Source organism: Candidatus Limnocylindrales bacterium, from assembly GCA_035571835.1.
In the GTDB taxonomy this organism is placed as follows: Bacteria; Desulfobacterota; Binatia; order UBA1149; family CAITLU01; genus DATNBU01.
On the sequence record DATNBU010000016.1, the window covers coordinates 14,196 to 39,606 of the forward strand.

A 25,411-nucleotide genomic window follows, 5' to 3' on the forward strand; every position below is an offset into this window, starting at 1 on the left:
GCAGCGTTGTATCCGCCGGCGATGAACGCCTCGAACGATCGGGTTCAGAGCGTGGCGAAGTCGGGGAGAGCGTCCGGGGCCGAGAAGGTACCCGCTTGAGAACTCCGTCATCGAATAGCTCGGCGCGCCGGCGACCGCTCGTGAGCAAGGCAGCCTGGACGGTGCAACGCTACGGACAATGTCAATGTAGTCGGCCGCTCATTCGGAGCAGAGAAGGATAGCCGGCAGCCCGACCGCCGCCTTCAGTACCGCCAGCGCATCCGCCGCCGCGACGACGCCATCGTTCGTCACATCGCAGACCCGGAGGTCGCAGGTTGCCGACGCGACCGCGGCGCTCAGAACGAACAGCGCATCCGAAGTCTTCGGCAGCATCGAATATGGATTGATCGGCTGCCCGCACGGCGTGACCGTGCACTGCTGCGAGCAGTAGCGCCCGGGCTCGGTCCCCGGATCGCCTTCGTCGCAGAATTCTCCCTCGTCGCGCACGCCGTTGCCGCAGGCGATGGGCTCGCAGATGTTGAAGTCCGCGCGCGCCGAACCGGCGCAGGCGACGCTGCCGTTCTCGCGCAGCGCACACGCCGCCTTGCCGACGTCGATGTCGACAAACGGGCCGTCTTCGGGCGCGAGCGCGAGCTGCCATCCCCAGCACACCGCTTCGCCGTCCGGACGGACGCCGCAACTTTCCTCGGAGCCGGCCGCGACCTTCTGGTAACTGCCGGCATACGGAACCGATTGGAACGACGAGTTGTTTCCCCAGCAGATAGCCGAGCCATCCTGATGAACGCCGCAGGTCTGGTCGAAGCCCGCGTCGATGTCGGTGTAGGTGCCGTCGAACGGCGAAGCCTGGCCCTCCTCGTCTCGGCCCCAACACTCGGCCGTGCCGTCCTCGCGCAGCGCGCAGCCGTGATAGCCGCCGACTGTCACCAGCGTGAAGGTGCCGTCCGGCGGCGTCTTGAGGGCCTGGTCGTTGCCGCCCCAGCACTGGATGCTTCTGTCGGTCGCGAGCGCGCAGGTCGTCGAACCGAAGGCGGAGATTTGTGTGTAGCTTCCCGAAGGCGCGATGCGCTGGCCGTGGGTGAAGTCGCCCCAGCAGACGAGGTTTCCGTCTTCGCGGATGCCGCAGGCGTGCCCGTGGCCCGTCGCGATGTCGGTGAGCTTGTCCGGCGGCATCACGAAAAGCGCATCTTCCGGCTCGGGGAAGACATTGAGGCTGGCGCAGTCGGCGTGACCGTCTTCCCGAATGCCGCAGAACTGTCCGTCGCCGACGGAAATCTTTTCGAACGGAAGGCCGGGCACGACGGCGCCGGCGCGGATCTGCGGCCAGCACAGGGCGGTGCCGTCGTCGCGCAGTCCGCAGTGGAAGTCGGAAGCGCCCGCAAGGCCGTGCAGCGCGTCGGTCGTCTCGGGGTTGCCGACGGGATCCCAGCCTCCCCAGCAGCGAACGCTGCCGTCGGCGTGCACGCCGCAGCTATGAAAGGTGCCGAGCGAGAGCCCGACGAACGCGTCGCCCGGCGGCGGCGTCGACTGCCCCTTGTAATCGTCGCCCCAGCAAACGGTCACGCCGTCGCTTCTGAGCGCGCACGCGTGGAAGGCACCGGTGGCGAGCGTGACGAACTCGCCCGCGGGCGGCACGGTAACGCCGTCGATGTTGCGACCCCAGCATGCGATCGAGCCGTTCGAGCGGATCCCGCACGAGTACTCACCGCCGGCCCCGATGTCGGTAAACTCTCCGTCGGGCGCTGTCGCCTGTCCGAACGTATTGGTCCCCCAGCATTCCACGCCGCCGCCGGTCCTCAGCGCGCACTGGTGCCCGCCGAGGCCGCTCAGCTTGCGGAAGGTGCCCGCGCGATGCTGCGGGTGCTCGCCGAAGCAGTCGATGCTGTTGTCAAAACGGATTCCGCAGAAGTCGGTGCCGAAGGCGATCTGGCGGAAGCGCTCTCCGGCCGGCGGCTGCGGCGAGCCGAAGGAGCCGAAGGGAAGCTGCCAGCAGTCGACGGTGCCGTCGCGCCGGATGCCGCAGGTCTGGCGATACGAGGAAGCCAGCGAGCGGTAGGTGCAGGTGGCGGCAGATGCGAGCTCCGGCAATAGCAGGAGCACGGCTGCGCCGAACAGGCGGGTTCGCGTGGTCGCGCTCAAAGCGGATTCTCGCAGGCGAGCGCGACCGGCAGCCGCACGGCGGTCTTCAGCACCGCGAGCGCATCGAGTGCAGTCACCGCGCCGGAACCGTTGACGTCACAGAACAAAGCATCGCAGTCGTCGCGTCCCACCGCCGTGCCGAGCGTGATCATCGCGTCGGTCGTGTCGATGTCGTCGTCATCGTCCGCGTCGCCGCAGGGTCCGTCGTAGAGCGCGAAACAGGACTGCGCCGTGATGTCGCAGGCGCTCCAGTGGCCGACGTAGTTGGACGGCACGCCTTCGACGATGACGAGGTCCGTTGAGGCCAGAAGCTGGCCGTCGCGGACCGCAATGTCGCCGAAGTAATAGGGTAGCCGTCCGGAGCTGACCTCCTTCCACTCGCGGCCGTCCCAGCGAAGCACGTAGACCGTGTGATTGAGCGTGTCCTCGCCGTAGAAGCCGCGCAGGGCGTAAAGCGAGTTGCCGTCGACGTCGAGGCGGAAGGTCGTGCCGGGGAGTGGAAGCGCACCGACCGCCGACCACTGCCCGTTCTCCCAGCGCGCGAGACCGCCGTAGGTCACGTCGTCCACCTTGTCGAAATAACCGCCGACGAATACGGCATCGTCGCTCACTGCGAGCGTAACGATCCAGCCGTTGACGAGGCCCATCGAGGACCAGTGCTCGCCGTCCCATCTCGCGATGCGACCGACGGGAACGTCCTCGATCTTGTTGAGGTAGCCGCCGACGAAGATTTCCCCGCTTTCCGTGACGGCCAGCGCGTTCGCTTCGCCAGAGATCTCTGACGGGATCGGCGTCCAGTGCCCGTCTTCGAGCACGAAGATGCGATCGGCGTGCGCATCTTCCGAAGAAAACGCGGTGAGGACGTACAGTTTGCCGGCAGCGTAGCGCATCGCCAGCAACCCGGCGTTTCCCGGCGTTGGGGTGCCCGACCACTGGTCGCCATCCCAGCGCATGACCTTGACCGGAGCTTCGACGTCGTTGCTGAAGAGAGCTTCTGCGAAAAGTCCTTCGGGAGAGTCCTCCAGGATGTAGATTCCATCGTCATCGAGCTCGCCGACGGCGTCCCAGCCGTTGCCGTTCCAGCGCGCGAGGTGACGGGCTTCCGTGGCGCCGGCCCGGGTGAAGCCGCCGGCGATGAAGAGGCCGCTCGGACCGGCTGCGACCGAAGTGCTCGGCAGGTTGAGTCCCAGGCTGCCGGCTTCGAGCGCGCCGTGCCAGGCGCTGTCCTCGGGATCGAACCATGCGACTTTCGGAATCGGCATCCCGTCGACCGAGGTGACATAGCCGGCGACGAAAAGTTTGCCGCCCTCGCCGACCATCTGCCGGATCGCCGGCCCGAAGCTCCCCTCGCCGAACACTCCGATGGTCGTCCACACCTCGCCGTCCCAGCGCATCACTTTCTGCGACTGGAACGAGTCGCCGACGACCACGTAGAGCGCATCGCCGATCACGACGGGGTTGCTGGCCTCGTCGCCTACGCCGCCGCCGACCTCGCGCCACTGATTGTCCTCCCAGCGCGCGACACCCTCCGCCGAATCCGGTCCGAGGTATCGGAACTCACCGACGATGTAGAGCTCGCCGTGGAAGAACACGATGCGGCCGAAGTAATCGTTCGGGAAGTAGTCGAGCGTCGTCTCGATTCCTTCGTAGAAGAGCGTGACACCGTCGATGTCCGGATAGCGGTAGCGCGTTACGTAGACTTCGTCGCCGTCGAAGGTCACGTCGATGGCGCCGTCTTCGTCGAAGGGCACGGTGTGCCAGCTCTCACCGTCAAAGCGGCCGATGTCGTCGAAGTGCAGGTCGCCGACGGAGAAGTCGCCCATTACGTAGAGCGAGTCCTCGGTCGCGCGCAGCATCAAGGAGACGTAGGCGTGCCAGGGCGCGACGACCAGGGTCTCGAGCTCCGTGCCGTTCCAGCGGCGCAGCTCGAGGTGGCCCGTATACTCGCCGTCGCGGACCCAGACGACGATGTAGAGCTTGTTCTGGAAGACTTCGATGCGATCGACCGAGGCGTGGTCGGGATTGGGGACGGCCGACCAGGTGTTGGTCTGGCGGTCGAACGCGGCGATTCCATCGATGGCCGCACCGCCGGCAACGGTGAGATTGCCGGAAATGTAGATCGTGTCCGCGGTCACGGCGATCGAGTACGGGTCATTTTCGATTCCGCTACCCGCAAGGCGCGTGTCCCAGCTTCCGAGAGCTCGAGTCAGCACGGGAAGCTCGGCGCTCGCGATGAATGGCGAGGCGACGAGCGTCGTGACGGCCAGGGAGGCGATCGAAACGATTGTTTGCAGGAGACGGTCCACTTGCGTCGTGCGCATTCGTGGAAACTAGCTGTCGGCGCGGCTCCTCACAAGGAAGGAAGCGTCATTGCGGGCGGTCCTTCGCATCGCGCCGGCTCTCGAAGCCGGTCCATGCGGCGATTCACTCCTGAATGACGAGAAGTGATGCGGAAGGCGGAGCAGGGCGACCGTGTGCTTCGCCCTGCTCCGCGAGCTTCACCAGCGACGTTCGAACGGACTTAGCTTCTTATTCGCTGGTTCGAGAAGGTATTGCGGTCTCGACGCGATGTCGGTCTCCACGACGACTACCGGCAACCGGTTGCGCGCGGTGCTCGCGTAAGCTCTCGAGCCGTCCTGCACCATGGATCGCTTGTCGGTGCGCAGCGCGACGACGCGTTATCTGCTCAGGCAGGAGGCCCCTCGGCAAACTGCGGCAGCTCATCGAAGATGCCGATCCACGCAGCCTTGTCGCTCACAAAGATGTGCATCTGCGGAAGCATCGGCGGATCGTCATCCATGCTCCCGAGCGGAATGACCGCGAGATCGCGGCCCTCGTCGCTGCGCGGCATCGCCGATCCGCAGTGTCCGCAGAACACCTGCGCGAAGTATCTGGCGTCGGGAACCTTGTATTGCCGCAGCTCCCCTTGCCCCCGTGTGAATCGAAGATCGCCGAGGCGCACGAACATGTTGCTCGCGTGGCCTGCCGAGCGCGCCTTCCGGCAGCGGCCGCAGTAACAGTTGGCGGCGCGCACCGGTTCGCCGTTGATCACGAACGCGACCCGGCCGCACAGGCAGCTCCCGCGCGGACGGCCCGGCGCATCGACGGGCACTCTTGCGGGATGAACCGGCGCATCGACGCCGTCGGGAAACGCATCGTACTGCAACAGGCCGTCGTTGATGTTCCACCAGGGCGCCTTGGACCCGGCGAAGATGTGCGATGACGGAACAACACCGGGGTCGCCATCGATATTTCCGAGTGGAATGAACACGAGGCCCTGGAATTCATCTCCCGGCATCGTTGATCCACAGCGTCCGCAGAAGCAGCGATGAAAGCCGGGCGACGACTCGTAGCGCAAGAGTTTGTCCTTCCCCCGCAGCCACTCGAGATCGGCGGCCTGCGCCATTGCGTACGTCGCATACGGCGTTCCATGTTCCTTACGGCAGAAGCCGCAGTGGCAGTGATGGGCTTCGGCCAGTGGCCCGTTGATGCGATAGGCGACGTCGCCGCAAAGGCAGCTTCCTTGGGGCATGGGTGAAGTCCTCCGGCGGTGGTGTTGTCAGAGTACGGCGCAAGATGCGACGCATTGCCGGCCAACGACCTCCGCGATGGAGGCCGAGTCCGAAGACGGTCGCCACTCGAACACCTTGACAGGGGTGGAAAGCCGGGCCGCACGTCCCACTGTAACGATCCGCGCAGCGCGGGCGTTATACTGCCGACGTGCCCGAACCGTCCGCCATCGAAGGCGCCTTCCGTTCGAGCGAGCGCAGGCTCTGGCAGCTCTGCTACCGGATGACCGGCGTAGCGGCCGACGCCGACGAGCTCGTGCAGGATGCGTTCGTGCGCGCGCTCGAAGCCCCGGCCCCGCTCGCCGGAGCCGATCTCGAGCGCTGGCTGGTGCGCGTCGCGACCAATCTCAGCCTGGACCGGCTGCGGCGCCGCAAGAGGCGCCGCTACGTCGGTCCATGGCTGCCGTCGCCGATAGAAACTCCCGAGCCAGACGCCGAGCACGCGGACACACGCGATGCGGCCGAACGATACGAGCAGGCCGAAGAGGTTTCGTTCGCGTTTCTGATCGCTCTCGAAGCGCTCAGTCCCAGGGCGCGCGCCGTGCTGCTGCTCGCCGACGTACTCGACTATCCGGCGACCGAAATTGCCGCCATCCTCGAGACCAGCGAAGGCAACGTGCGCGTGCTTCATCATCGAGCGCGCCGCGTGCTCGACGAGCACCACGCCGACCCGTTTCCTTCCGCGGACGCCCTCGGCCGCCAGCGCGACGCGCTCGGCAGGTTCGTCTTCTGCATGATGCAGCAGGACGCCGACGGACTTGCTGCGCTGCTCGCCGACGACGTTCGCTCGCTGACCGATGGAGGCGGGCGCTATACCGCGCTCCGCGAACCACTGATCGGTCGCGAGCGCGTCGTGCGCTTCCATCTCGAGACCGCGCGGCGTCGCGCACCGATTTCGACCAGCGAGCTCCGCTTCGTCAACGGTGCGCTCGCGCTCGTGGTCGAGACGAGACCGCTACGCCCGCAGATGGCTCCGCGCCTGGTGCTGCGCTGCGAGGTCGACGCGAGCGGCCGCATCTCGGAGCTGCACACGGTTCTGGCGCCGGCGAAACTGACTGCGATGCGGTTTCGCCAGTCGGGTGCTGGGGATGCCGTCGCCGACTGAACGCGAGCGGACCTGACGCGCCCGGCCCGATGCCGGCGCCGCGAAACGAAGCAGCCCGTGTAACAATCCGCTTCCGGCCGTCGTTATGCGGTCATGAGTCTCCGAGAGTTCGTGACCAATTCTGCTTTCATCGTCGTCCTGCTCGGCATTCTGACGGCCGCAGAGCTCGCGATTCCACTGGCGATGGCGCCGAACCACGGAGCAAGGCGCCGACGCGCCAACCTCGGAATGACAGTGGTAACGCTCGTCTTTAATTGGGGTCTGATCTCCGCCGCAGCCTCGAGCGCCGCCAGTCCGCAGAATACCGGCCTGCTGTCCGCTTCCGGACTTCCGCTCGCAGCGCAAACTGTCCTCGGCATCGTCGTGCTCGATTTCGCGTACGGCTATCTCGCGCACCGGCTGATGCATGCATCGCCGTTCCTGTGGAAATTTCATCGCGTCCATCACGCCGATGCGTTCGTGGATGTGACCACGACATACCGCACGCACCCGGTCGAAGGCCTCTGGCGTTACGCGTTCCTGCTGGTGCCGATCCGCCTGCTCGGAATCCCGGCGGCTGCGATCGTGGTCTACCGCGCGCTGTCGGTCGCCAACGCGGCGCTGGAGCATGCGAACATCCGCGTGCGCCCGGCCGCCGACATGTGGATCTCGCGCCTGTGGGTCACTCCGAACATGCACAAGGTGCATCACTCGCGCATCCAGGCGGAGACCGACTCCAACTACGGCAACATTCTTTCGATCCACGATCGCCTGCTCGGCACGTTCACGCCGACCGATCGCGCGTTCGGCCTCGCGTACGGCCTGGACGATGCCGAAGACGCGGCGAATGCGTCGGCGACGCAGCTGCTCGCGATGCCGTTCAGCGCCGGCCCGGCTTCGCAGGCGTCCGCGGCCTGAGTACCCACGGCTTGGTCTTGCCGATGCCCTTGAGCTTGACGCCGCGGATCTCGATCAGCGTGAATGCCTCGTCATCGGCGAGCTTGTCCGCGAAATCATCCGAGACGATCACGGTACCCGGCGTCGCGATGCCGCCGAGACGACTCGCAAGGTTGACGGTGGGTCCGTAGAAGTCGCCTTCCCATGCCAGCATTGGACCAGCCGCGAGGCCGACGCGCACATCGGGCAGCACCGGGTCGGCGCTGCACGCGGCAGCAAGCGCGAGCGCCGTCGCGGCGGCAGCATGCGGATTCGAGTTGCTGAACATGACTTCGTCGCCGAGCGTCTTGATCACGCGCCCGCCACGCTCGGGAATTTCCTGGTACGCGATCTTCTCGAAGCGGTCGACGATGTCGACGATCTCGTGATCGGAAAGCTTGAGCGTGATCGCCGTGTAACCGACGAGATCCGCGAAACCGACGGTCGTCGATTCTGCCCGGCCCATCTGGCCGGAAGCGCCCGCCACGATCTGCGAGATCGACGCGAACAGATGCCGGCGCCAGATGTAGCCGAGAAACGGCTCGTATCCGCGCACGAGAGCTTCGGCGAGCGCAGCGATCCGGTCGGCCGCCTCGTTGTTCGAGAGCGCCGCATCGCGCGTGATCGCGGCGATCTCGTCGGAAATCGACAGCACGTGCATGTGCGCGACACGCGACAGCGCCTGGCCGGTGGCGCGCGTCATCTGCAGCAGCATCTCGCGATCCGGACCGACGCCGCCCGACGGCTCTCCATTGATGAGGCTGGCCGTGAAGCGAAGCGCTTCGACGTCGCGCCGCGTGTAGACCTTCTCCGACGGCGGCACCGATGGAAGCCCGAGCGCCTGCCAGAATCGGCGCGCATGATCGCCGGTCACGCTGGCGAGCGGCGGAACCTCGCTGCCGGCAAGCTCGAGCTTTCCGAGCAGCAGGTTGCCGACCGCGCTCGAGATGTCCGATGTGCGCGTGCCCACCAGCTATACGGCGAGCAGGCTGCGCGCGATCTGCGAGACCTGGATCTCGTCGGTGCCCGCGTAGATCTGGAGCACCTTCGCGTCGCGGCAGAGCTGCTCCACGCGATACTCCGACATGTACCCGTTGCCGCCGTGAAGCTGCACGGCTTCCAGACAGACCTCCATCGCCGACTGTGCCGAATAGAGCTTCATCGCGGACGCTTCGGCGAAAGTCGGGCGGACGCCCGCGGCGGCAAGCTCGATCTGCCGGAACACCATGTTCTGGATGTTCATGCGCGCGACTTCCATTTTGGCGAGCTTGAGCTGAATGAGCTGGAACTCTCCGATCGGGCGGCCGAATGCGACGCGCGTGCGTGCGTATTCGATCGACAGCCGCAGGCACTCCTCGACCATTCCCAGCGCCATCGCGGCGACGCCCGTACGCTCGGTCGAAAACGTATCCTTCGCGCCGGCTCGCGACGTGACGTTTTCGGTCTCGCCGAGAAGCTGGTCACGCCCGACGCGAACGTCCGACAGGAAAAGGTCTCCGGTCGGTGACGAATGCATGCCCATCTTCCGGACCGGTTTCGACTGGTCGAGGCCGGGCGTGCCGCGTTCGAGCACGAACGTCAGTACCTTGCGTTCGGCCGGCGGATTGCCTTCGTCGAGACGGCAGATGAACACGATCGTATCCGCGTAAGGTCCGTTGGTGATGAACGTCTTGCTGCCGTTGAGGATGTATCCGTCGCCGTCGCGCCGGGCCGTCGACTTCATTCCGCCGAATGCGTCCGAGCCGGAGCCGGGCTCGGTGATTGCCCACGAGCCGATCTTGTCGAGCGTCAGCAGGTCGAGCGCCCAGCGTTCCTTCTGCGCGATGGTGCCCTTCGACATGATCGCCGCCGAAGTGAGACCTACGCTCACTCCCATCGCCGTGACCATTCCCGGGCAGTAACGGCACAGCTCCATCGTCGGGATGATCTGCATCGCCACGCGATCGGCCGCTTCGGCGCCGGTTTGAGGTTCTTTCGGCTCGGCGGCTACTGCCGGAAGCTCGCCGTTCGCCACGCGCTTTTCGCGCAGGATCTGGCTGCGGAAGCGTTCGCGCGCCACCTGGTCGATGCCGAACGAGCGGAACATCTTGCGCAGCACGTCGTACGGAGGCGTGTCGCCGTGCTCGAACTCCTCGATGTGCGGGACGATCTCGGCCTCGATGAAGCGACGGATCGCATCGCGCATCATCTGATGCTGCTCACTCCACTGGATCACCTGCTGGTCCTCCTTCGGAAAAATCGGGGTCAGACACCGATTTCCGGAAATCGGTGTCTGACCCCGATTTTCCGATTCGCAATCACCCGGCCGAAAACTGCGGCGGCGGGCGAGACTACACGCGGGCGCTACCGAGTCGAGGCCAACCCATCCGCGGTCAAAATTGCCTGTCTGGGGATCGATTCGAGCGACATTCGAAAACCCGTGGCTCGCGAGACGTCGGAACCGCAAGATTCCAACGTGAACCCGGACAAAGGAGGTCGCCCGCATGCGCTTCTCCACGACCAGCCTGATCGCTGTGGCCCTGTGCGTGCTCACAGCCGCGGGATGCGGTGACCACGCAAGACTTCCGGAGTCGGCGGGCTTCGGGCCGACGCCGACGCTGCCGCCGCCGCACAAGTCGCTGTTTCCGACCACGAATGTCGTAACCGCGGTCGGATGGTCCGTTGGCGCGCGGCCGACGGCGGCTCCCGAAACCACCGTGAGTCCGTTCGCAAAGGATCTTCAGCATCCGCGCTGGCTGTACGTGCTTCCGAACGGCGACGTGCTGGTCGCGGAAACCGACGGCCCGCCGCGCCCGGACGACGAGAAGGGCGTCAAGAAATCGCTGATGCATACGATGATGAAGCAGGCCGGATCGGATCAGCCGAGCGCGAACCGGATCACGCTGCTCCGCGATGCCGGCGGCGACGGCGCCGTCGAGACGCGATCGTTGTTTCTGAAGGGTCTGAACTCTCCATTCGGCATGGAGCTCATCGGGAACGACTTCTACGTCGCGAACACCGACGCACTGATGCGTTATCACTATTCGCCGGGTGACATGTCGATCCAGGGGCCTGGCGTCCGGATCGCAAATCTCCCGGGCGGGCCGCTCAATCATCACTGGACCAAGAACGTGATCGCGAGCCCCGACCACAAGAAGCTGTACGTGACAGTCGGGTCCAACAGCAACGCAGCGGAGAACGGAATCGACAAGGAAGCCGAGCGTGCGGCGATCTGGGAAATCGATCTTGCGACCGGCGCGCATCGCATCTTCGCCTCCGGCCTGCGCAACGCGAACGGTCTCGGGTGGGAGCCGGAGACGGGAGCGCTCTGGGCCGCCGTCAACGAGCGTGACGAGCTCGGCAGCGACCTCGTTCCGGACTACATGACCGCGGTCCGCGACGGTGCATTCTACGGATGGCCGTACAGTTACTACGGCGCGCACGTCGATGCCCGTGTGAAGCCGATGCGTCCGGATCTGGTCGCGACGGCCGTCGTGCCGGACTACGCGCTCGGCAACCATACGGCGTCACTCGGCCTCGCGTTCATGCAGCCCGGTCCGCTCGCCGCGCGCTTCGGAAGCGGCGTCTTCATCGGCCAGCACGGATCGTGGAACCGCGAGCCGCGTGCCGGATACAAGGTGATCTTCGTTCCATTCTCGCATGGAAAACCGTCGGGCATGCCCGTCGACGTGCTCACCGGATTCGTCAGCGCGGACGGCAAGGCGTTCGGCCGGCCCGTCGGCGTAGCCATCGATCGTCATGGCGGATTGCTGGTTGCGGACGATGTCGGCAACACGGTCTGGCGCGTAACCGCCAATGCCAGAACTTGAGACGTGCCGCGCGGGATGATTCCGCCATCGAACAGGCAATCGCTGCCATAATGCTTCCGGTAACCGCAGGCGGCTGGAACGGCTCGCTTCGCGGAGTTATCGTCGCTCGACATTTCACTGGAGAACGACGCCCGAGGATCGAACAGTTGTTCCGCAACTGAGACGCGCGGCGAGCTCGGCGACCTCGAACGGGTAGCCGAGTTCGTGCCCGTCCGGTGAACCACTGGTCGTACGGTCCGAGCAGGTGCTAAGGAAGGAACGTCATGCCCGTCGAAACCATTGCCAACTTTCTCCCGATTGACGATCGCATCGGAACCGCCGGCCAGCCGAACGAGGGCGAGCTGCGCGACCTGGCGGCGAGCGGCTACACCGCCGTCGTCAATCTCGGCCTCCTCGATCCGCGCTACTGCCTTGCCGACGAAGCGGGCCTCGCCCGCTCTCTCGGCCTTCGCTATCACCACATTCCCGTCCAGTTCGACAATCCGACCGTGGACGATTTCCGCCAGTTTCTCGCCGCGATGGAAGAATGCGGCGACGCGAAGATCCTCGTGCACTGCGCCGCGAACTATCGCGTCACCAGCTTCATGGCGATCTACGGCGAGATGAAGCTCGGCTGGTCGCGCGAGCGCGGAGACGAGCACGCACGCAAGCTCTGGCCGCTCAACGATACGTGGGCGCAATTCCTCGCAACGTGCCGCCAGGAGCTCATCGACGCATGACGCTCGCGAGCGGCGACCTCGACGATCTTCGTTACGCGAAGAACCTGCTCGAGCATCCGAGCCTTGCGGCAAGGCTTGCCGGAGCGCTCGGACGTCCGATCGAGATGGGCATCGGCGCGCTGCCTGCGGGCGCGAGCGCGGTGATCTCGACGGCTGCGCGAAAATCGCTGGATGCGGCGCTGTCGTTCGCCGTGTCGTCGATGGATGACCGGCGCCGCGACTCCATCGACTGGGGTCACAAGCTCGCGGTCGCGCTCACAGGAGCGGCAGGCGGGATGTTCGGCCTGCCCGCGCTTGCCGTCGAGCTGCCGCTGTCGACGACGATCATGCTGCGCTCGATCGCCGACATCGCGCGCAGCGAAGGCGAGCCGATCAAGACGTCGGAGTCCAAGCTTTCCTGCATCGAGGTGTTTGCGCTCGGCGGCAAGCTGGCGGGCGACGATGCCAGCGAATCGGCATATTTCGCGGTCCGGCTTGCGCTGACCAAGGCGCTGACCGATGCGGCCGAGCATCTTGCGGGCCGCGGCATCACCGGGGCCGCCGCGCCGTCGGTCGTACGGTTCCTGTCGCAGGTGGCCACTCGCTTCGGCGTTCCAGTGTCGGAGAAGATCCTCGCGCAGTCGATTCCGGTCGTCGGCGCGGCCGGCGGCGCGCTGTTCAACACGCTGTTCATCGACCATTTCCAGGACATGGCGCGCGGGCATTTCATCGTGCGGCGGCTGGAAAGGGCGTACGGGCCGGAAGAGGTGCGGCTCGCGTACATGCGGGTGCATTGATGTTTCCGCATCGGAACGGACGTTCCGGTGATCGGGGTTAACGTCAATCGAAGTCGACCAGTCGGTCAGACGGATGCAGCGGACTCGGCAAGCGTGAACCGGAACGTCGCGCTCTTTTCCATCTCGCTCTCGGCCCACACGCGTCCGCCGTGGCGCTCGACGATGCGCTGGACGGTCGCGAGACCGATGCCGGTGCCCTCGAAGTCGCCGATCGCATGCAGGCGCTGGAACGGACGGAACAGCTTGCCGACGAACCGCATGTCGAAGCCGACGCCGTCGTCGCGCACGAAGTAGACGGTTTCGCTTCCGTTCTTCTCGATTCCGAACTCGATGTGGGCCGTGGCGCGGCGCCCACTGTATTTCCACGCATTGCCGAGCAGGTTTTCCATGACGATCGTCAGCAGCGCGCGGTCGCCGTCGACGACGAGCCCGTCGGCGATCGTGAACGTCGCGTCGCGCCGGGGCCGTTCCTGGGCGAGGTCACCGGCGATGCCGCGCGCGATCTCGCTCAGGTCGACTCGCTCGACGGTCATCGATGCACGCGACATGCGCGAGAACGCGAGCAGGTCGTGGATCAGCCGATCCATGCGCGCACTCGTCGAATGGATCTTCTCGAGGTAAGCGCGCCCCTGGTCGTCGAGCGAATGGTCGTACTCCTCGAGGAACATCCGCGCGAAGCCTTCGATGACCCGAAGCGGCGCGCGCAGATCGTGCGAGACCGAGTAGCTGAACGCTTCGAGCTCACGATTGGCGATGACGAGCTCGGCGGTGCGGTCGCGCACGCGCTGCTCGAGCGCCTCGTTCATGCGCTTGATCTCTTCCTGCACGCGCCTGCGCTCGGTCACGTCGTGGATGATCACCTGGATCGACTGCCGTCCGTGAAACAGGACCGGGCTCGCCATGACTTCGACGTCGATCGTGGTGCCGTCGAGCCGCAGGAACGTCTCCTCGACGCGCGCGGCGGGCTTGCCTTCCTCGATCATCCCGCGGATGCGCTCGATCGCGAGCTTGCGGCTCGACGGATGCACGAGCTCGAGGGCGCCGCGCCCGAGCAGGTCGGCCGCAGCTCTCGCACCGGCCAGCCGCAGCGACGCTTCGTTGGCGAACACGATCCGGCCGTCCTGGTGCACGACGATCGAGTCGGGCGACATCTCGACCAGCTCGCGGTAGCGCGCTTCGCTTTCGTAGAGCGCCTCGAGCGTGCGTTTCCTCGCGGTGATTTCGCTGAAGACGCCGGTCACGCCGATGATTTCGCCTTCTTCGATCGTCGGCGCCACCGATGCGTGAACCCAGCGCTCGACTCCGTCCTTGTCGAACACGCGATACTCGAGCTGCGCGTTGGAGCCGGTCAGGATCAGGCCGAACTTCTCGGCGATCTGCGGCAGGTCGTCGGGATGGACGAACTCGGTAAACGACCGGCCGATCAGCTCCTCCGGCGTATACATGGAGATCTGCACGATGGCCGGGCTCACGTAAAGGAAGTTGCCCATTCGGTCGAGCGCGTAGACGACGTCGTGCAGGTTCTCGACGAAGTGCCGGAAACGCTCTTCGGACTTCCCGAGCTGTTCTTCTGCGAGCTTGCGACCGGTGACGTCGGTCAGGATCCCGGTAAGGCCCGCGAGCTCGCCGTTCTCAAAGCGCGGCCGGCTCGACGCGCGCATCCATACGATGGCTCCGCTCTTGTCCACGACGCGAAACTCGCGCGGGTCGGGCGTGCCGCCGAACACGGCCGGCAGGCCTTCGAGCACGTTGTCGACGTCGGCCGGATGAATGAAATCGATGAAGGGGCGACCCGTCAGCTCGTCGAGCGTGTACGTGCTGATCCGCGTGATCTGGGGGCTGATGTACGTGAGGATGCCGTCGGTATTGGTCGAGAATACGATGTCGTTCAGGTTCTCGACGAGCGTTCGATAGCGCTCTTCGGCGCTCTGCAGCTCGCTTTCCTTTTCCTTGCGGCTGGTGATGTCGACCATGATGCCGCGCAGCAGGTAGGAGCCGTCTTCGAGCGCGACCACGGTGACGATGTCGTGCAGCCAGACGGTGCGACCGTCGGCGGCGAGCATGCGGTACTCGAAGTCGTGATTCTGCCGGTCGAGCGTGGCGCGGCGGCAAAGGTGCACCGCCCAGGAACGATCGTCGGGATGGATGTGCTCCGCCCAGAATTGCGGCTCCCCGGTCCATCGGGTGCACGGATAGCCGAGCAGCCGTTCGGCCTGCGGGCTGACGTACGAGAACTCGAAGGTCGTCGCATCGGCTTCCCACACGATGCCGTCGATCGAAGAAACGAGGTGCTCGTAGCGCTGCTGCGACCTGCGCAGCTCGTCTTCCACGCGACGCGAATCGGCGGCCGAAGCTCGCTGCTTCGGCCCCGTCCCGTTTCCACCCGGCACGACTGCTTTCCTGACTCCCGCCAATGGTCCCCCTGCGCCCGGCCAGTGTGACCGTCCGACCGCCCCGATGCCAGTAAGGGGGCAGCGTATCGAAGCGACCGCCCGAAGCCGGCGACGCGCCGATAGCCGCTTCCCTGCGGATGCCCGCCGAACATCACATCCGCGTCGTTGCGGTGACGCGGATTCTTTTCGTAGCGTTCCTGCGTGCCTTCGACGAAATGGACAGACATCCGCACCGGGCGGACCGCCGATGAAGGCGGCTCCCCGGCCGTGCGGCGGCTCGCCGCGCTGATCACCGCAGCCATCGACGCAGGCGCTTCGGACCTTCATCTGGAGCCCGATCGCGACGGGCTTCGCGTTCGCGTGCGCGTCGACGGTCACCTGCGCGATCTCGATCCTCCGCCCGCCGCGCTCGTGCCGGCCGTGCTGACGCGGATCCGTCTGCTGGCACGCGTCGATCTCGCCGAGCGGCGGCTGCCGCAGGACGGGCGGTTCACGTGGCAGGCCGCGAAGGAACGCATCGACATCCGTGCCGCATTCCTTCCCGTCGCTCGCGGCGAAAAGATCGCGCTGCGGCTGCTGCGCCATCCTGGTGCGGCTCCCGCGCTCGATACCCTCGGCATGAACGACGTCGAGCTTGCGCGCGTATCGCAGGCTCTGGCGAGACCGAACGGGCTCGTCCTCGTCGTCGGTCCGACCGGCAGCGGAAAATCGACGACGCTTCATGCAGCGCTGGTCCATCTTCGCAGCAGCTCGCGTTCGCTCGCGAGCGTCGAGGATCCGGTCGAGTTCGACATCCCGGGCGTCTCGCAGGTTGCCGTCGACGAAGAAGTCGGCCGCACGTTCGCCGTGGTGCTGCGCGCGCTGCTGCGCCAGGACCCCGACGTGCTGATGGTCGGCGAGATCCGCGACGACGACAGCGCACGCATCGCGTGCCGCGCGGCGCTGACCGGGCACCTGGTGCTGTCGAGCCTGCACGCTTCGCATGCGCGCGAAGCACTGGTGCGGCTGCCGGAGATCGGAGTGGCCGACTATCTCGTGCGCGCGACGGTTGCGCTCGTCGTCGCGCAGCGTCTGGTGCGGAGGCTCTGCGCGGAGTGCGCCGGAGCATCACCGGCAACGGAGGATGCAGCGCTGTGGTTTGCCCGCGCCGGTCTTCGCGCACCGCGCGCGCTGCCGGCGGCGCTAGGCTGCGCCACGTGCCACGGCAGCGGATACCGCGGCCGCGTCGCGCTTTTCGAGACGGCATCGACCATCGACGACGCGCCGGCACCGTTCGCCGCCGGAAGCCTCGGTGCCGCCGGCCTCGCGCATGTCATCGACGGCAGCACGACGCTCGAAGAAGTGCTGACGCACTGCCCGCATCCGATCGAAGGCGGCGTGGCCGGCGACAGTGGAGATTTGCGATGAGCGGCCGGCCGGCGGTGCCGCTCGCAACGTCGCGGCGCCGGCACGGCGCGCGGCGGCGTGCTGTCCGGCGACGGCTTCGATGGCTGTCGGCGTCGGGCGCGATCACCCGGCGCGATGCCTGCGCCGCGATCTCGCGCCTCGCCGCGCTGACCGCCGCCGGAGTGTCCACGGGTGACGCCATCGCATCCTCGGCGAAGTCCGCGGCGAGAGCTTCAGGAACAGCCGGAAGCCGGCTGCTCGGCGATCTCTACAGGGCGGTTCATCGCGGCACGTCGCTCTCGGCCGCGATGGGCGCACAAGGAATGCCGTTTACCGAAGCCGAGATTGCCGTGGTGCGCGCCGGCGAGCGCGGCGGATCGACACCGCATGCGCTCGCGCTGCTCGGTGAACGCATGGAGCGCGAAGCCGGCGGCCGGCGCCGCATAGCATCCGCACTCGCATATCCGTGCATCCTGTTCGCGGGAGCTCTCGGCGCACTCTGCTTCCTGTCGCTCGTCGTGCTGCCGTCGTTCACGACGCTCTACAGCGGGCACGAGCTGCCGTTCGCCACGCGCACGCTGCTCGAATTCGGCAGCGCAGTGCGCGCGTGGGGCGCACCCGTGATGCTCGTCGTATTCGGGTCAGTCGCAGCCCTGGTTGCCACCCGCCGGAAAAGCGCCGCGTTTGCGCGCGTCTGCGATCGCATCGCCGTCGATGCGCCGTTTTTTCGGACGCTCGCACTGCCGCGTGCGGCGCACGAGACCTGCGCGCTGCTCGCCGTGCTGCTGGACTCCGGATGCGAGGCCGAGGAGGCGCTGATCCTCGCGTCACGGGCCGCACCGAATCGCGTCGTTGCCGCACGCATCGGCGATGCGCTGCGGGCTCTTCGCCACGGCGTCCCGCTCAGCGTCGCATGGACCGGAGCATCGCTCGACGGGAGCGGCGATGCGGCTCCTCTGCTCGAGATCGCCGAAGCGACCGGCAGCTATGCCGAAGCTTTTCGCCGGCTCGCTACGCTCGAAGGCACGGCCGCCGAGCGCGCGCTCGCAAGGATCTGCCGGCTCGCCGAGCCGGTCGCCGTCATTGCGATGGCGATCGCCGTCGGCGGCGGTGTGCTTGCCGTCTATCAACCGATGCTGGGATCGGCATCGCTTCTGCTTGGAGGAACGCCATGAACGAAAGGGAAAGAGTTTTTCTGCGTCGCCGCGACAATTCGATTGCCGGCGCCGATGCCGCCTCGTCGGCTTCTGCGCCGAAGCCGTCGAGAACCGGCGGCTCGAAGCGGCCGCGTCTGCGGCTCACGGTCCGCCCGCAGGCCGTCAAGCCGCCGGGCGACGCGCGCGGCTTCAGTCTTCTCGAGCTGCTCGTCGTGGTCGCGATCCTCGGCATCCTGATCGCGGCCGCGCTGCCGCGTTTCGCCGAGTTCCGCGCCGCGGCGTATGACTCGCGCTCGCAGCAGGATCTGAGAAACCTCGCGGCCGCCGAGGAGCTGTATCGCGCGACGTCGCCGGCGTACGCGGACGATACCGCGTCGCTCAAAGGCTTCGTGGCCTCCGAAGGCGTCGAGGTCGCGCTCGAGTCCGCGAACGAGACGGGATTCGTCGCAACCGCCACGCATCCCGCCGGTTCGCGCGATTTCCGCTGGGACAGCAGCGCCGACCCGCCGCTGACGTCGACGCCGCACTGACGAATCCGGGAAAGAGCCAACGGATCGGCGACGGATGCGTCAGGGATCGGACCACCGAATCGCGATGGGACAGGCATGGCTTTCGGCGAGAAAACCGTGCCTGTTCCGGAATTCCGCAGCGCTTTTCGAGAATTGAGAGATGGTTCCGGTTAGGATGACGGCTGCGCCGGGGCCGTGGGGCCGCCGCGAACTCCTTCGATGATGTCATGACGATACTTGTTGCTGCGCTGCTCGGCCTCGTCATCGGCAGCTTCCTCAACGTCGTGATCGTGCGGCTGCCGCTGGAGGAGTCGATCGTCACGCCGCGGTCGCACTGCCGGCAGTGCGACTCGCGCATCACGTGGCGCGACAACATCCCGGTCGTGAGCTTCGTCATGCTCGGCGGCCGCTGCCGGATCTGCACCGCTCCGATTTCGAAGCGCTATCCTCTGGTCGAGCTGCTGACCGGCGTTCTGTTCGGGCTCATCGCGGCTCAGGACCTGCCGCCGGCGCACCTTGCGCTCGAGATGGCGATTGCGTCCGCGATGATCGTCATCACGTTCATCGACATAGACCACTTCCTGATCCTCGACAGAATCACATATCCGTCGATTGCAGCGTCTCCTTTTCTTGCGCTCGCTGTCGGGCACATCACCGTTGCCGATTCGCTGATCGGAATCCTCGCAGGCGGCGGCGGGCTGTGGGCATTCGCCTGGACCTACGAGAAAGTCCGCCACCGCGAAGGTATGGGCTTCGGCGACGTCAAGCTGCTCGCGATGATCGGCGGGCTTTTAGGCTGGGAAGCGACGCTGTTCAGCCTGTTCGCCGGCGCGATCGTCGGTTCGTTCTACGGGCTTGCGACGATGCTCGTCGGCGGGCGCAAGTTCGACCTCGAGCTTCCGTTCGGGCCGTTCCTCGCGTTCGGATCGCTCGTCTACATGTTCGCCGGTCCGCATCTGATCGAGCTGTGGCTCGACCGCCCGCCGCTGTTCTGATCCTCCACAAGGGCATTTGCCCCGGACGGTTTCGGCGGCTACAGCCACGGACGACCGCACGCGTGCGCTGATGACTCGCGCAGCGAGCGCTGAGGAACAGCGCGCAGCGGTCATCCGCAAGGCAAGCGCATCGATCGTGGAAAGGGAGACGCCGTGACCACCAGGAACTACGAATTCATCAAGACCGAGACGAAGGACCGCGTGCTGATCGTGACGATCAACCGTCCCGAGTCGTTCAACTCGCTGCATCCGGCGGCCAACCGCGAGATGGGCGATGCGTTCGACGATTTCGCCGAGAACGACGACCAGTGGGTCGCGATCGTGACGGGCGCCGGAGAGAAGGCGTTTTCCGCCGGCAACGATCTCAAGTGGACGGCCGAGAACCAGGGCAAGCTCGAGATTCCTCCGCGGGGCTTCGGCGGCCTGACCAATCGCTTCGACATGTTCAAGCCGGTGATCGCGGCCGTCAACGGCGTCGCGCTCGGCGGCGGGTTCGAGATCGCTCTCGCGTGCGACATCATCCTTGCGTCGTCGAACGCGCGCTTCGGACTGCCCGAGCCGCGTGTCGGCCTTGCCGCGCTCGCCGGCGGCATCCACCGTCTTCCGCGCCAGATCGGCCTCAAGAATGCGATGGGAATGATGCTGACCGGGCGCCACGTGGACGCGCAGGAAGCGTTCCGTCTCGGCATCGCGCAGGAGATCGTCGAGCCGGCACAGCTGATGGAGCGCGCTCTGGCGTGGGCGAACGAGATCGCGGCCTGCGCGCCGCTGTCGGTGCGCACGACCAAAGAAGTTGCGCTCGAAAGCCTCGGCCATCCGCTCGAAGAAGCGTCGCGCCGCGAATATCCGGCGATCCGCAAGCTGTTCAAGTCGGAGGACTTCGTCGAAGGGCCTCGCGCGTTTGCCGAGAAGCGCAAGCCGAACTGGAAGGGGCGCTAGGCGGCTCAAACGCGCGGCTTGTCACTCGGCCGGCGTCGCAAACCCACGCGAGCATACGCTCACGGCGCTCCAAGTCCGCTGCAGTCGAGCGCGATCGGCAGGCCGACTGCCGAGCGCAGATCGGCGAGCGCATCGGACGCAAGAATGGTCTTCGAGTGATTGACGTCGCAGATGCAGAGCGGGCAGCCGACCAGTGCGACCGCGGCTCGCAGGATCAGAAGAGCATCGGACGCGCTGACTTTGCCCACGGCAGGCACCGGATCGCCGCACCGGCCGTCGCACTGGCACGCCTCGCCGGTTGCATCCCCGTCAAAATCCTCTTGGCCGGGGTTGACGGCCGACGTGCAGTTGTCGATGTCGTCCGGCACGCCGTCGAGATCCTCATCGACGACATCCGGATCGTCGGATGCGACGATCGAAAGATCGTCGAACGTCGCATATCCGCTCTGGGTCAGATCGAAAACCAGCGATACGTGATTGTCGGTCGCGTTGGTTGCGTCGAGCGATGCCGTCCGGAACACCCAGTGGAACGTCCACTGATCCGGGGCCGCTTCACCGGTGATCGTGTCGGTGTCGAGCACGGTCTGGCCGAAATCGAACGCACCGCCCGGACTGTCGAGAAGCAAGATCGAAAGGATCGGCGCCGCCACGCCGAACGGCCCGCCGCAGCCGCTGACGTCGATCGACGAAATGTTCATCGCGACATTGAGAAACTTGTGTCCATTCCGGTCGAACGTCAGCCCGAGACGATCGTTCTGTGCAGTCGAAAGCATCCCGATCGAATAGTCGCCGCCGGTTTCCTCCGGATTGCTGTAGATGGGGATCGAGTCGTGATGAAAGACGGTCTCGACGGTAAAGACCTGGTGAAATACGAACGACGACGTGCCGTAGATCTCGTTGATCGGGCGGGTATCGAGAGAATTCCCGCAGTTGATGGCCGGCGTCTTGTTCGGCGACTCGAAGTCATTCGCATACAGGACGACGCTGTCCGCCGCGCGCGCCGGCACGGCGCCCAGCGAGAAAAGCAGCGCCGCCTGGAGTAAGACGTCCCGTCCTGTTCGCATGAGCTTCTCCTTTTGCTCGCGCCCGTCGAAGCCTCTACGGAGGCGACGCGCATCTGACGCATGGTACCGTGATCACGATATCCACCTGGAACGTCAACTCCCTTCGCGCACGCCTGCCGCTCGTGCTGCACTATCTCGAGACGTACCGGCCGCACGTTCTGTGCCTTCAGGAAACGCGAATCGGCGCCGCGGCGTTTCCTCAGAGTGCATTCGAGGCCGCCGGCTATCACGTCGCGTCGACCGGCGCCGGCGGCTACGCGGGCGTAGCCGTCGCCAGCACGTATCCAATCGACGAGACCGTGTCCGGGATCGACTCGTTCGTCGAAAAGCGCGCGCCCGGTCGCAGGCTGCTGTGCCGCATCGGATCGTTGTGGATCGATACCGTGTACGTGCCGACGCGAATGGCGATCGGCAAGAGTGGATTTCTCGAGGGTCTGCGCCGGGATCACATCGCCCGCTTCGACGGCGCAGCGCCGGATGTTCTCGCCGGCGATTTCAACATCTGCTTCGACGCGCGCGACTACGCGTCACCGTCGATGATCACCGCGCCTGACGTGCATCCGAACCGTCCGGAGGATCTCGCATTCCGAGCTCTCGTCAGCGGCCGGCTCGTCGACTGCTTTCGCCGCAAGACGGCGGATGGCGGACACTTCAGCTGGTTCCCGATGGCGCCGTGGGCGCCGCGTCGCAACTACGGCATGCGTCTCGATTACCTTTTCGCGACCGAAGCGCTGGCCGCGCGGCTGGCCGACGTCGTGCACGATCGTGAGACGCGCGACTGGCAGCGGCCGTCCGACCATGTTCCTGTTCGTGCGAGCTTCGACGTCGATGTGTCGGCGTAGCACGAACATTCCGCGGGGAATGTCGGCGATGGCGACGGAGCCGAAGGGTCCCTTTCACACGGTGCGACTTGCGCTGCGCTGCATGCAGATCGCCAGGTAGAAGTAACGAGCTTGCCAGCCTATCGAGCCCACCTCACGATCCTTCTTGCCGCCGGCCTCGTGGCATTGATTGGCTTCAACATTCTCGCGTTCATTCATGCATGGTCGATGCTGCACTTCGCCAGCGCCGGGGTGCGCACGAAGCCACCAGAGGAGCTGTCGTGGTCCGAGAAGGGCGCTCTGCTCGTAACAGGAATCAATCTGCCACGACCCGTGAACACCCGAACGCCGGCCGACGCGTTTACGACTCACCACTTACAGACAACGGACGGATTGAACATCGAGGCTTGGTGGGTTCCTGCTGCGAACGCTCGGGCGGCAGTCGTTCTATTCCATGGCTACGGCGGCTCGAAGTCCGAGCTTCTCGACGAGGCGGAAGCATTTCGCCGGCTCGGGTGCGACACGTTCCTCGTCGACCACCGCGGCCATGGCGGCTCCGCGGGTACCTACACATCGATCGGTTTCCTTGAAGCGGAGGATGTCGCGGCCGCTGTGGCTTATCTACGGTCGAACCTGGCACCGCATTCTCCAGTCATTCTTTTCGGCGCGTCGATGGGAGCAGTATCCGTTCTCCGGTCGCTGGCGACTCACGAGTTGCCGGTGTCGGGCGTCGTTATCGAATCCGTCTACGACACGATGCTCAACGCCGTGCGAAACCGCTTCCATTCGATGGGACTGCCGGCGTTTCCGTTCTCGGAAGCGTTGGGGTTCTGGGGCGGGGTACAGATGGGTTTCCCGTGCTGGCAGCACAATCCCGCGGACTACGCAGCGGCGGTTCGTGTGCCGGTCCTCATGCTTCACGGCGAGGCCGACCCGCGAGCGACGCTGGAACAGGCGCAGGCGGTTTTAGCGAAGCTCCCGAGGTCGTCGCAGCTCGTCGTATTTCCCGGCCTGAAGCACCAATCTCTGGAGCGCGGCGCGCCCGAGACCTGGAATCAAGCCGTCGGAGCGTATGTCGCGCATGTGGCACCGACGCCCTGAGCCAGACGTCGCAACAAGTCTCTTGTCCATACTGCGCCATCATCGTAGAAAAATGCGCGCGCGGGCTTTGATCTGAATCGCTCGAAATACATCTCCGTCCTGCTGGCCCCGCTGGCCGTCATATTCCTGCTGCAGCCGCTCGTCTCCTGGGTCGCGTCCTATGATCCGCGCGACTGCGACGACAAAGCCGTCCACTATTTCTCGGCGATGTACACGAGGGCGAGTCACGCTGAGCGCGACGCATTCCAAGAGGGAATCGCAGACTTCGTGCGAACGTCCGAACACGACGCGCGGTGGCCGCGCACGAGCTTCCGGCTGCTGTCGGTGAATTCGTATCCGATGGCCAACGCGATCATCTCTGTCGTGCACCGCCCGACGATGCCCTATTCCGACAGCGTAAAGTGGAGCCTTCTGCTCGTCACGCTCCTTGCGATTGTCTTCGTCGCATTGACGGCCTCCGCAACGCCGTTCGGATTCTGGCCGGCGCTTCTGACGGTCAACCTCATTGCGTGGCAGGTGATTCCGACAGGGCCGGTACTCGGCAAGGTCGCGGTGAACATGATGCCGTTCCTGTCGTATGTACCGCGAGGCGCCGGAAGTCTGCTCGTCATTCCCATCGTTCTCTGCTTTGCCGCGCGCCGGTGGTGGCTATGCGCGGCGTGCGTGCTCTGCGTTTTTCTCTGGCACCTCGGCCTCGGGCTCATTCTGGCCATCGTCGTACCGCTCGGCCTCGCGCTCGCTTCGCTACCGGCGCGTCGTATCACGGACTTTCACGATCGCGCGCTCGTCGCGAGCCTGGTGGTTCTGGCGCTGGCACTGGCAGTATCCAGGCTGACGAGCATTCCCGCCGTCGACGCGTCGATTCAGTCGCTGACGAATCTGCACGAAGATCAGCACGTCCGGATGCGTCTGCTCGGAAGCGAGTATTCCCTGTGCGTGCTCGTCGTAGTCGTTGCAGCGCGACGTCTGGTCGGCTGGCTCGGCGCCCAGGTTCCGCTGCTCGCGCGGCTCGGATCCGAAACCGGCTCGCGGATCGCGATCGCTTCCCTTCTTGTCGCAATCGGACTCTGGCATGCCCCGTCATTTGCCGCGGTGGCCCGCGAGCAATCCGGGTTTTTCAATCCGACGTGCGGCCGTGCGGTCTCGGTACCGCTGCCCAGCAACTGGAAGCAGTTGCGGCTGAGCAATGAAGCATCCCTGTTCCGGTCGTTCGGCGACTACCTGCTTGCGCTTCGGTATGTCGATGATCGCGCGCGCACGCGGTCTGCGCGCGGGCCGGGCCGGGTGACCGCGGGAGTCACGCCAGCCGCTGCTCGAGCAACGGCGCCGGATCGAGCCGGGCCTTAGCATCATCCATGCGATCGAGGGTCCTCCGCGGCGACGGCGATTCGCTCGAGAATCCGGTTCTGCGAATCGAACAGATCGATCTGTTTTTCGATCAGGTCCACGCTGCGGCCCTGAGCTGCGCTTCTCTTCTTCGAGCGCCGTATGATGTAGAGCGAAATCGCAGCGAGAAATGCCAGCGGAATCCAGACCATCAGGGATTTCTTCGTCAAAGATCTCTCAGACCTGGTGCCGGCCGCCGGCGCACTCTTGGCGAAATGGTTTTCCGGCGCGGAGATCACTCTGGCAGTATGCGAAGCGTAGCGTTCCCTGGACGCAGCGGCTGAGACGCTTACGCGAAAGGCGACCGTGTCGTGTACGGGAACCTTCACGCCGTACAGCTGTTCGATGGACGCATCGATCAGCTTGCCGTCCTTGTCGAAATATTCGACTTCGACGACGACGTCATCCAGCAGCTCATCCGAATTATTGCGGATCCGGCCCACGGTGTTCACGTAGAGCGTGTCGTGGCCCATGGTGAGGCTCATCGTGGATTCCGTGACGACCGCGACCTCTTTTTCGGCTGCCGCTCCCTCGCTTCGAAGGATGACGCAGAGGCAGAATGACGTCAGCAGCGTTGCGGACTTACCCCATGATCCTGCGAGCTCGAGCATGGCAACCTCCGATAGTTTGA

General features: G+C 65.6%; 22 protein-coding genes. 13 read left to right on the top strand and 9 right to left on the bottom strand.

Annotated elements, in window-relative coordinates:
• Nucleotides 1–198 precede the first annotated feature (198 nt).
• From VN634_06590 to VN634_06600, 3 genes are all read right to left on the bottom strand, one after another.
• Nucleotides 199–2,136 carry a hypothetical protein gene (locus tag VN634_06590; protein ID HXC50528.1) on the bottom strand — a complete coding sequence of 646 codons (1,938 nt, stop codon included), beginning with the start codon at nucleotides 2,134–2,136 and terminating at the stop codon, nucleotides 199–201.
• The gene (locus VN634_06595; protein ID HXC50529.1) at nucleotides 2,133–4,442 is read right to left on the bottom strand and encodes a hypothetical protein; all 2,310 of its coding nucleotides are present in this window, start codon (nucleotides 4,440–4,442) and stop codon (nucleotides 2,133–2,135) included. Before VN634_06595 ends, VN634_06590 begins: the two co-directional genes overlap by 4 nt.
• Before the next feature lie 380 nt (nucleotides 4,443–4,822).
• Nucleotides 4,823–5,668 carry a GFA family protein gene (locus VN634_06600; protein ID HXC50530.1) on the bottom strand — a complete coding sequence of 282 codons (846 nt, stop codon included), beginning with the start codon at nucleotides 5,666–5,668 and terminating at the stop codon, nucleotides 4,823–4,825.
• A gap of 188 nt (nucleotides 5,669–5,856) precedes the next feature.
• On the opposite strand from VN634_06600, the gene VN634_06605 reads away from it, so the two are divergent.
• Both VN634_06605 and VN634_06610 read left to right on the top strand, forming a co-directional pair.
• A complete protein-coding gene (locus tag VN634_06605; GenBank protein ID HXC50531.1) occupies nucleotides 5,857–6,810 on the top strand; it encodes a sigma-70 family RNA polymerase sigma factor in 954 nt (317 codons plus the stop codon).
• 111 nt (nucleotides 6,811–6,921) lie between these two features.
• The gene (locus VN634_06610) at nucleotides 6,922–7,707 is read left to right on the top strand and encodes a sterol desaturase family protein (GenBank protein HXC50532.1); all 786 of its coding nucleotides are present in this window, start codon (nucleotides 6,922–6,924) and stop codon (nucleotides 7,705–7,707) included.
• Here VN634_06610 and VN634_06615 read toward each other — a convergent pair.
• Together VN634_06615 and VN634_06620 are read right to left on the bottom strand one after the other, a co-directional pair.
• Entirely contained in the window at nucleotides 7,670–8,695 is a 1,026-nt protein-coding gene (locus tag VN634_06615; protein HXC50533.1) for an adenylate/guanylate cyclase domain-containing protein, read from the bottom strand. The two genes, VN634_06610 and VN634_06615, sit on opposite strands and share 38 nt — an antisense overlap.
• A gap of 3 nt (nucleotides 8,696–8,698) precedes the next feature.
• The gene (locus tag VN634_06620) at nucleotides 8,699–9,940 is read right to left on the bottom strand and encodes an acyl-CoA dehydrogenase family protein (protein ID HXC50534.1); all 1,242 of its coding nucleotides are present in this window, start codon (nucleotides 9,938–9,940) and stop codon (nucleotides 8,699–8,701) included.
• Nucleotides 9,941–10,208: 268 nt separating this feature from the next.
• Between VN634_06620 and VN634_06625 the strand changes: the two genes are divergently transcribed.
• From VN634_06625 to VN634_06635, 3 genes are all read left to right on the top strand, one after another.
• The gene (locus VN634_06625) at nucleotides 10,209–11,534 is read left to right on the top strand and encodes a sorbosone dehydrogenase family protein (protein HXC50535.1); all 1,326 of its coding nucleotides are present in this window, start codon (nucleotides 10,209–10,211) and stop codon (nucleotides 11,532–11,534) included.
• 263 nt (nucleotides 11,535–11,797) lie between these two features.
• Nucleotides 11,798–12,253: a protein tyrosine phosphatase family protein gene (locus VN634_06630; GenBank protein HXC50536.1), complete on the top strand. Its 456-nt coding sequence runs from the start codon at nucleotides 11,798–11,800 to the stop codon at nucleotides 12,251–12,253.
• Complete coding sequence (locus VN634_06635) at nucleotides 12,250–13,029, top strand: EcsC family protein (GenBank protein HXC50537.1); 780 nt, start codon at nucleotides 12,250–12,252, stop codon at nucleotides 13,027–13,029. The genes VN634_06630 and VN634_06635 overlap by 4 nt, the downstream gene beginning before the upstream one ends.
• Before the next feature lie 65 nt (nucleotides 13,030–13,094).
• On the opposite strand, the gene VN634_06640 is transcribed toward VN634_06635, so the two are convergent.
• Entirely contained in the window at nucleotides 13,095–15,419 is a 2,325-nt protein-coding gene (locus VN634_06640; GenBank protein ID HXC50538.1) for a PAS domain S-box protein, read from the bottom strand.
• A 204-nt stretch (nucleotides 15,420–15,623) separates the two neighbouring features.
• Here VN634_06640 and VN634_06645 point away from each other — a divergent pair, with 204 nt between their 5' ends.
• The 5 genes from VN634_06645 to VN634_06665 all read left to right on the top strand — a co-directional run bounded on the left by VN634_06645 (nucleotide 15,624) and on the right by VN634_06665 (nucleotide 20,408).
• Nucleotides 15,624–16,829 carry a GspE/PulE family protein gene (locus tag VN634_06645; GenBank protein ID HXC50539.1) on the top strand — a complete coding sequence of 402 codons (1,206 nt, stop codon included), beginning with the start codon at nucleotides 15,624–15,626 and terminating at the stop codon, nucleotides 16,827–16,829.
• The gene (locus VN634_06650; protein HXC50540.1) at nucleotides 16,826–17,983 is read left to right on the top strand and encodes a type II secretion system F family protein; all 1,158 of its coding nucleotides are present in this window, start codon (nucleotides 16,826–16,828) and stop codon (nucleotides 17,981–17,983) included. Before VN634_06645 ends, VN634_06650 begins: the two co-directional genes overlap by 4 nt.
• Nucleotides 17,980–18,495, top strand: coding sequence for a type II secretion system protein (locus VN634_06655; protein ID HXC50541.1), 516 nt, complete (start codon nucleotides 17,980–17,982; stop codon nucleotides 18,493–18,495). The genes VN634_06650 and VN634_06655 overlap by 4 nt, the downstream gene beginning before the upstream one ends.
• 206 nt (nucleotides 18,496–18,701) lie before the next feature.
• Complete coding sequence (locus VN634_06660) at nucleotides 18,702–19,469, top strand: prepilin peptidase (protein ID HXC50542.1); 768 nt, start codon at nucleotides 18,702–18,704, stop codon at nucleotides 19,467–19,469.
• Between the two features lie 153 nt (nucleotides 19,470–19,622).
• Entirely contained in the window at nucleotides 19,623–20,408 is a 786-nt protein-coding gene (locus tag VN634_06665) for an enoyl-CoA hydratase-related protein (protein HXC50543.1), read from the top strand.
• Nucleotides 20,409–20,467: 59 nt separating this feature from the next.
• Here VN634_06665 and VN634_06670 read toward each other — a convergent pair whose 3' ends face one another.
• Nucleotides 20,468–21,472, bottom strand: a complete 1,005-nt coding sequence (locus tag VN634_06670; protein HXC50544.1) for a hypothetical protein — start codon at nucleotides 21,470–21,472, stop codon at nucleotides 20,468–20,470.
• 68 nt (nucleotides 21,473–21,540) lie between these two features.
• Between VN634_06670 and VN634_06675 the strand changes: the two genes are divergently transcribed.
• A complete protein-coding gene (locus VN634_06675) occupies nucleotides 21,541–22,314 on the top strand; it encodes an exodeoxyribonuclease III (GenBank protein ID HXC50545.1) in 774 nt (257 codons plus the stop codon).
• Nucleotides 22,315–22,368: 54 nt separating this feature from the next.
• Here the strand turns inward: VN634_06675 and VN634_06680 are convergent, their stop codons facing one another.
• The gene (locus tag VN634_06680; GenBank protein ID HXC50546.1) at nucleotides 22,369–22,512 is read right to left on the bottom strand and encodes a hypothetical protein; all 144 of its coding nucleotides are present in this window, start codon (nucleotides 22,510–22,512) and stop codon (nucleotides 22,369–22,371) included.
• 9 nt (nucleotides 22,513–22,521) lie between these two features.
• Between VN634_06680 and VN634_06685 the strand changes: the two genes are divergently transcribed.
• Complete coding sequence (locus VN634_06685) at nucleotides 22,522–23,394, top strand: alpha/beta hydrolase (protein ID HXC50547.1); 873 nt, start codon at nucleotides 22,522–22,524, stop codon at nucleotides 23,392–23,394.
• A gap of 267 nt (nucleotides 23,395–23,661) precedes the next feature.
• On the top strand, nucleotides 23,662–24,741 hold the full coding sequence (locus VN634_06690; GenBank protein HXC50548.1) for a hypothetical protein: 1,080 nt from the start codon (nucleotides 23,662–23,664) through the stop codon (nucleotides 24,739–24,741).
• Nucleotides 24,742–24,743: 2 nt separating this feature from the next.
• On the opposite strand, the gene VN634_06695 is transcribed toward VN634_06690, so the two are convergent.
• On the bottom strand, nucleotides 24,744–25,391 hold the full coding sequence (locus VN634_06695; GenBank protein HXC50549.1) for an FxLYD domain-containing protein: 648 nt from the start codon (nucleotides 25,389–25,391) through the stop codon (nucleotides 24,744–24,746).
• Nucleotides 25,392–25,411 lie beyond the last annotated feature (20 nt).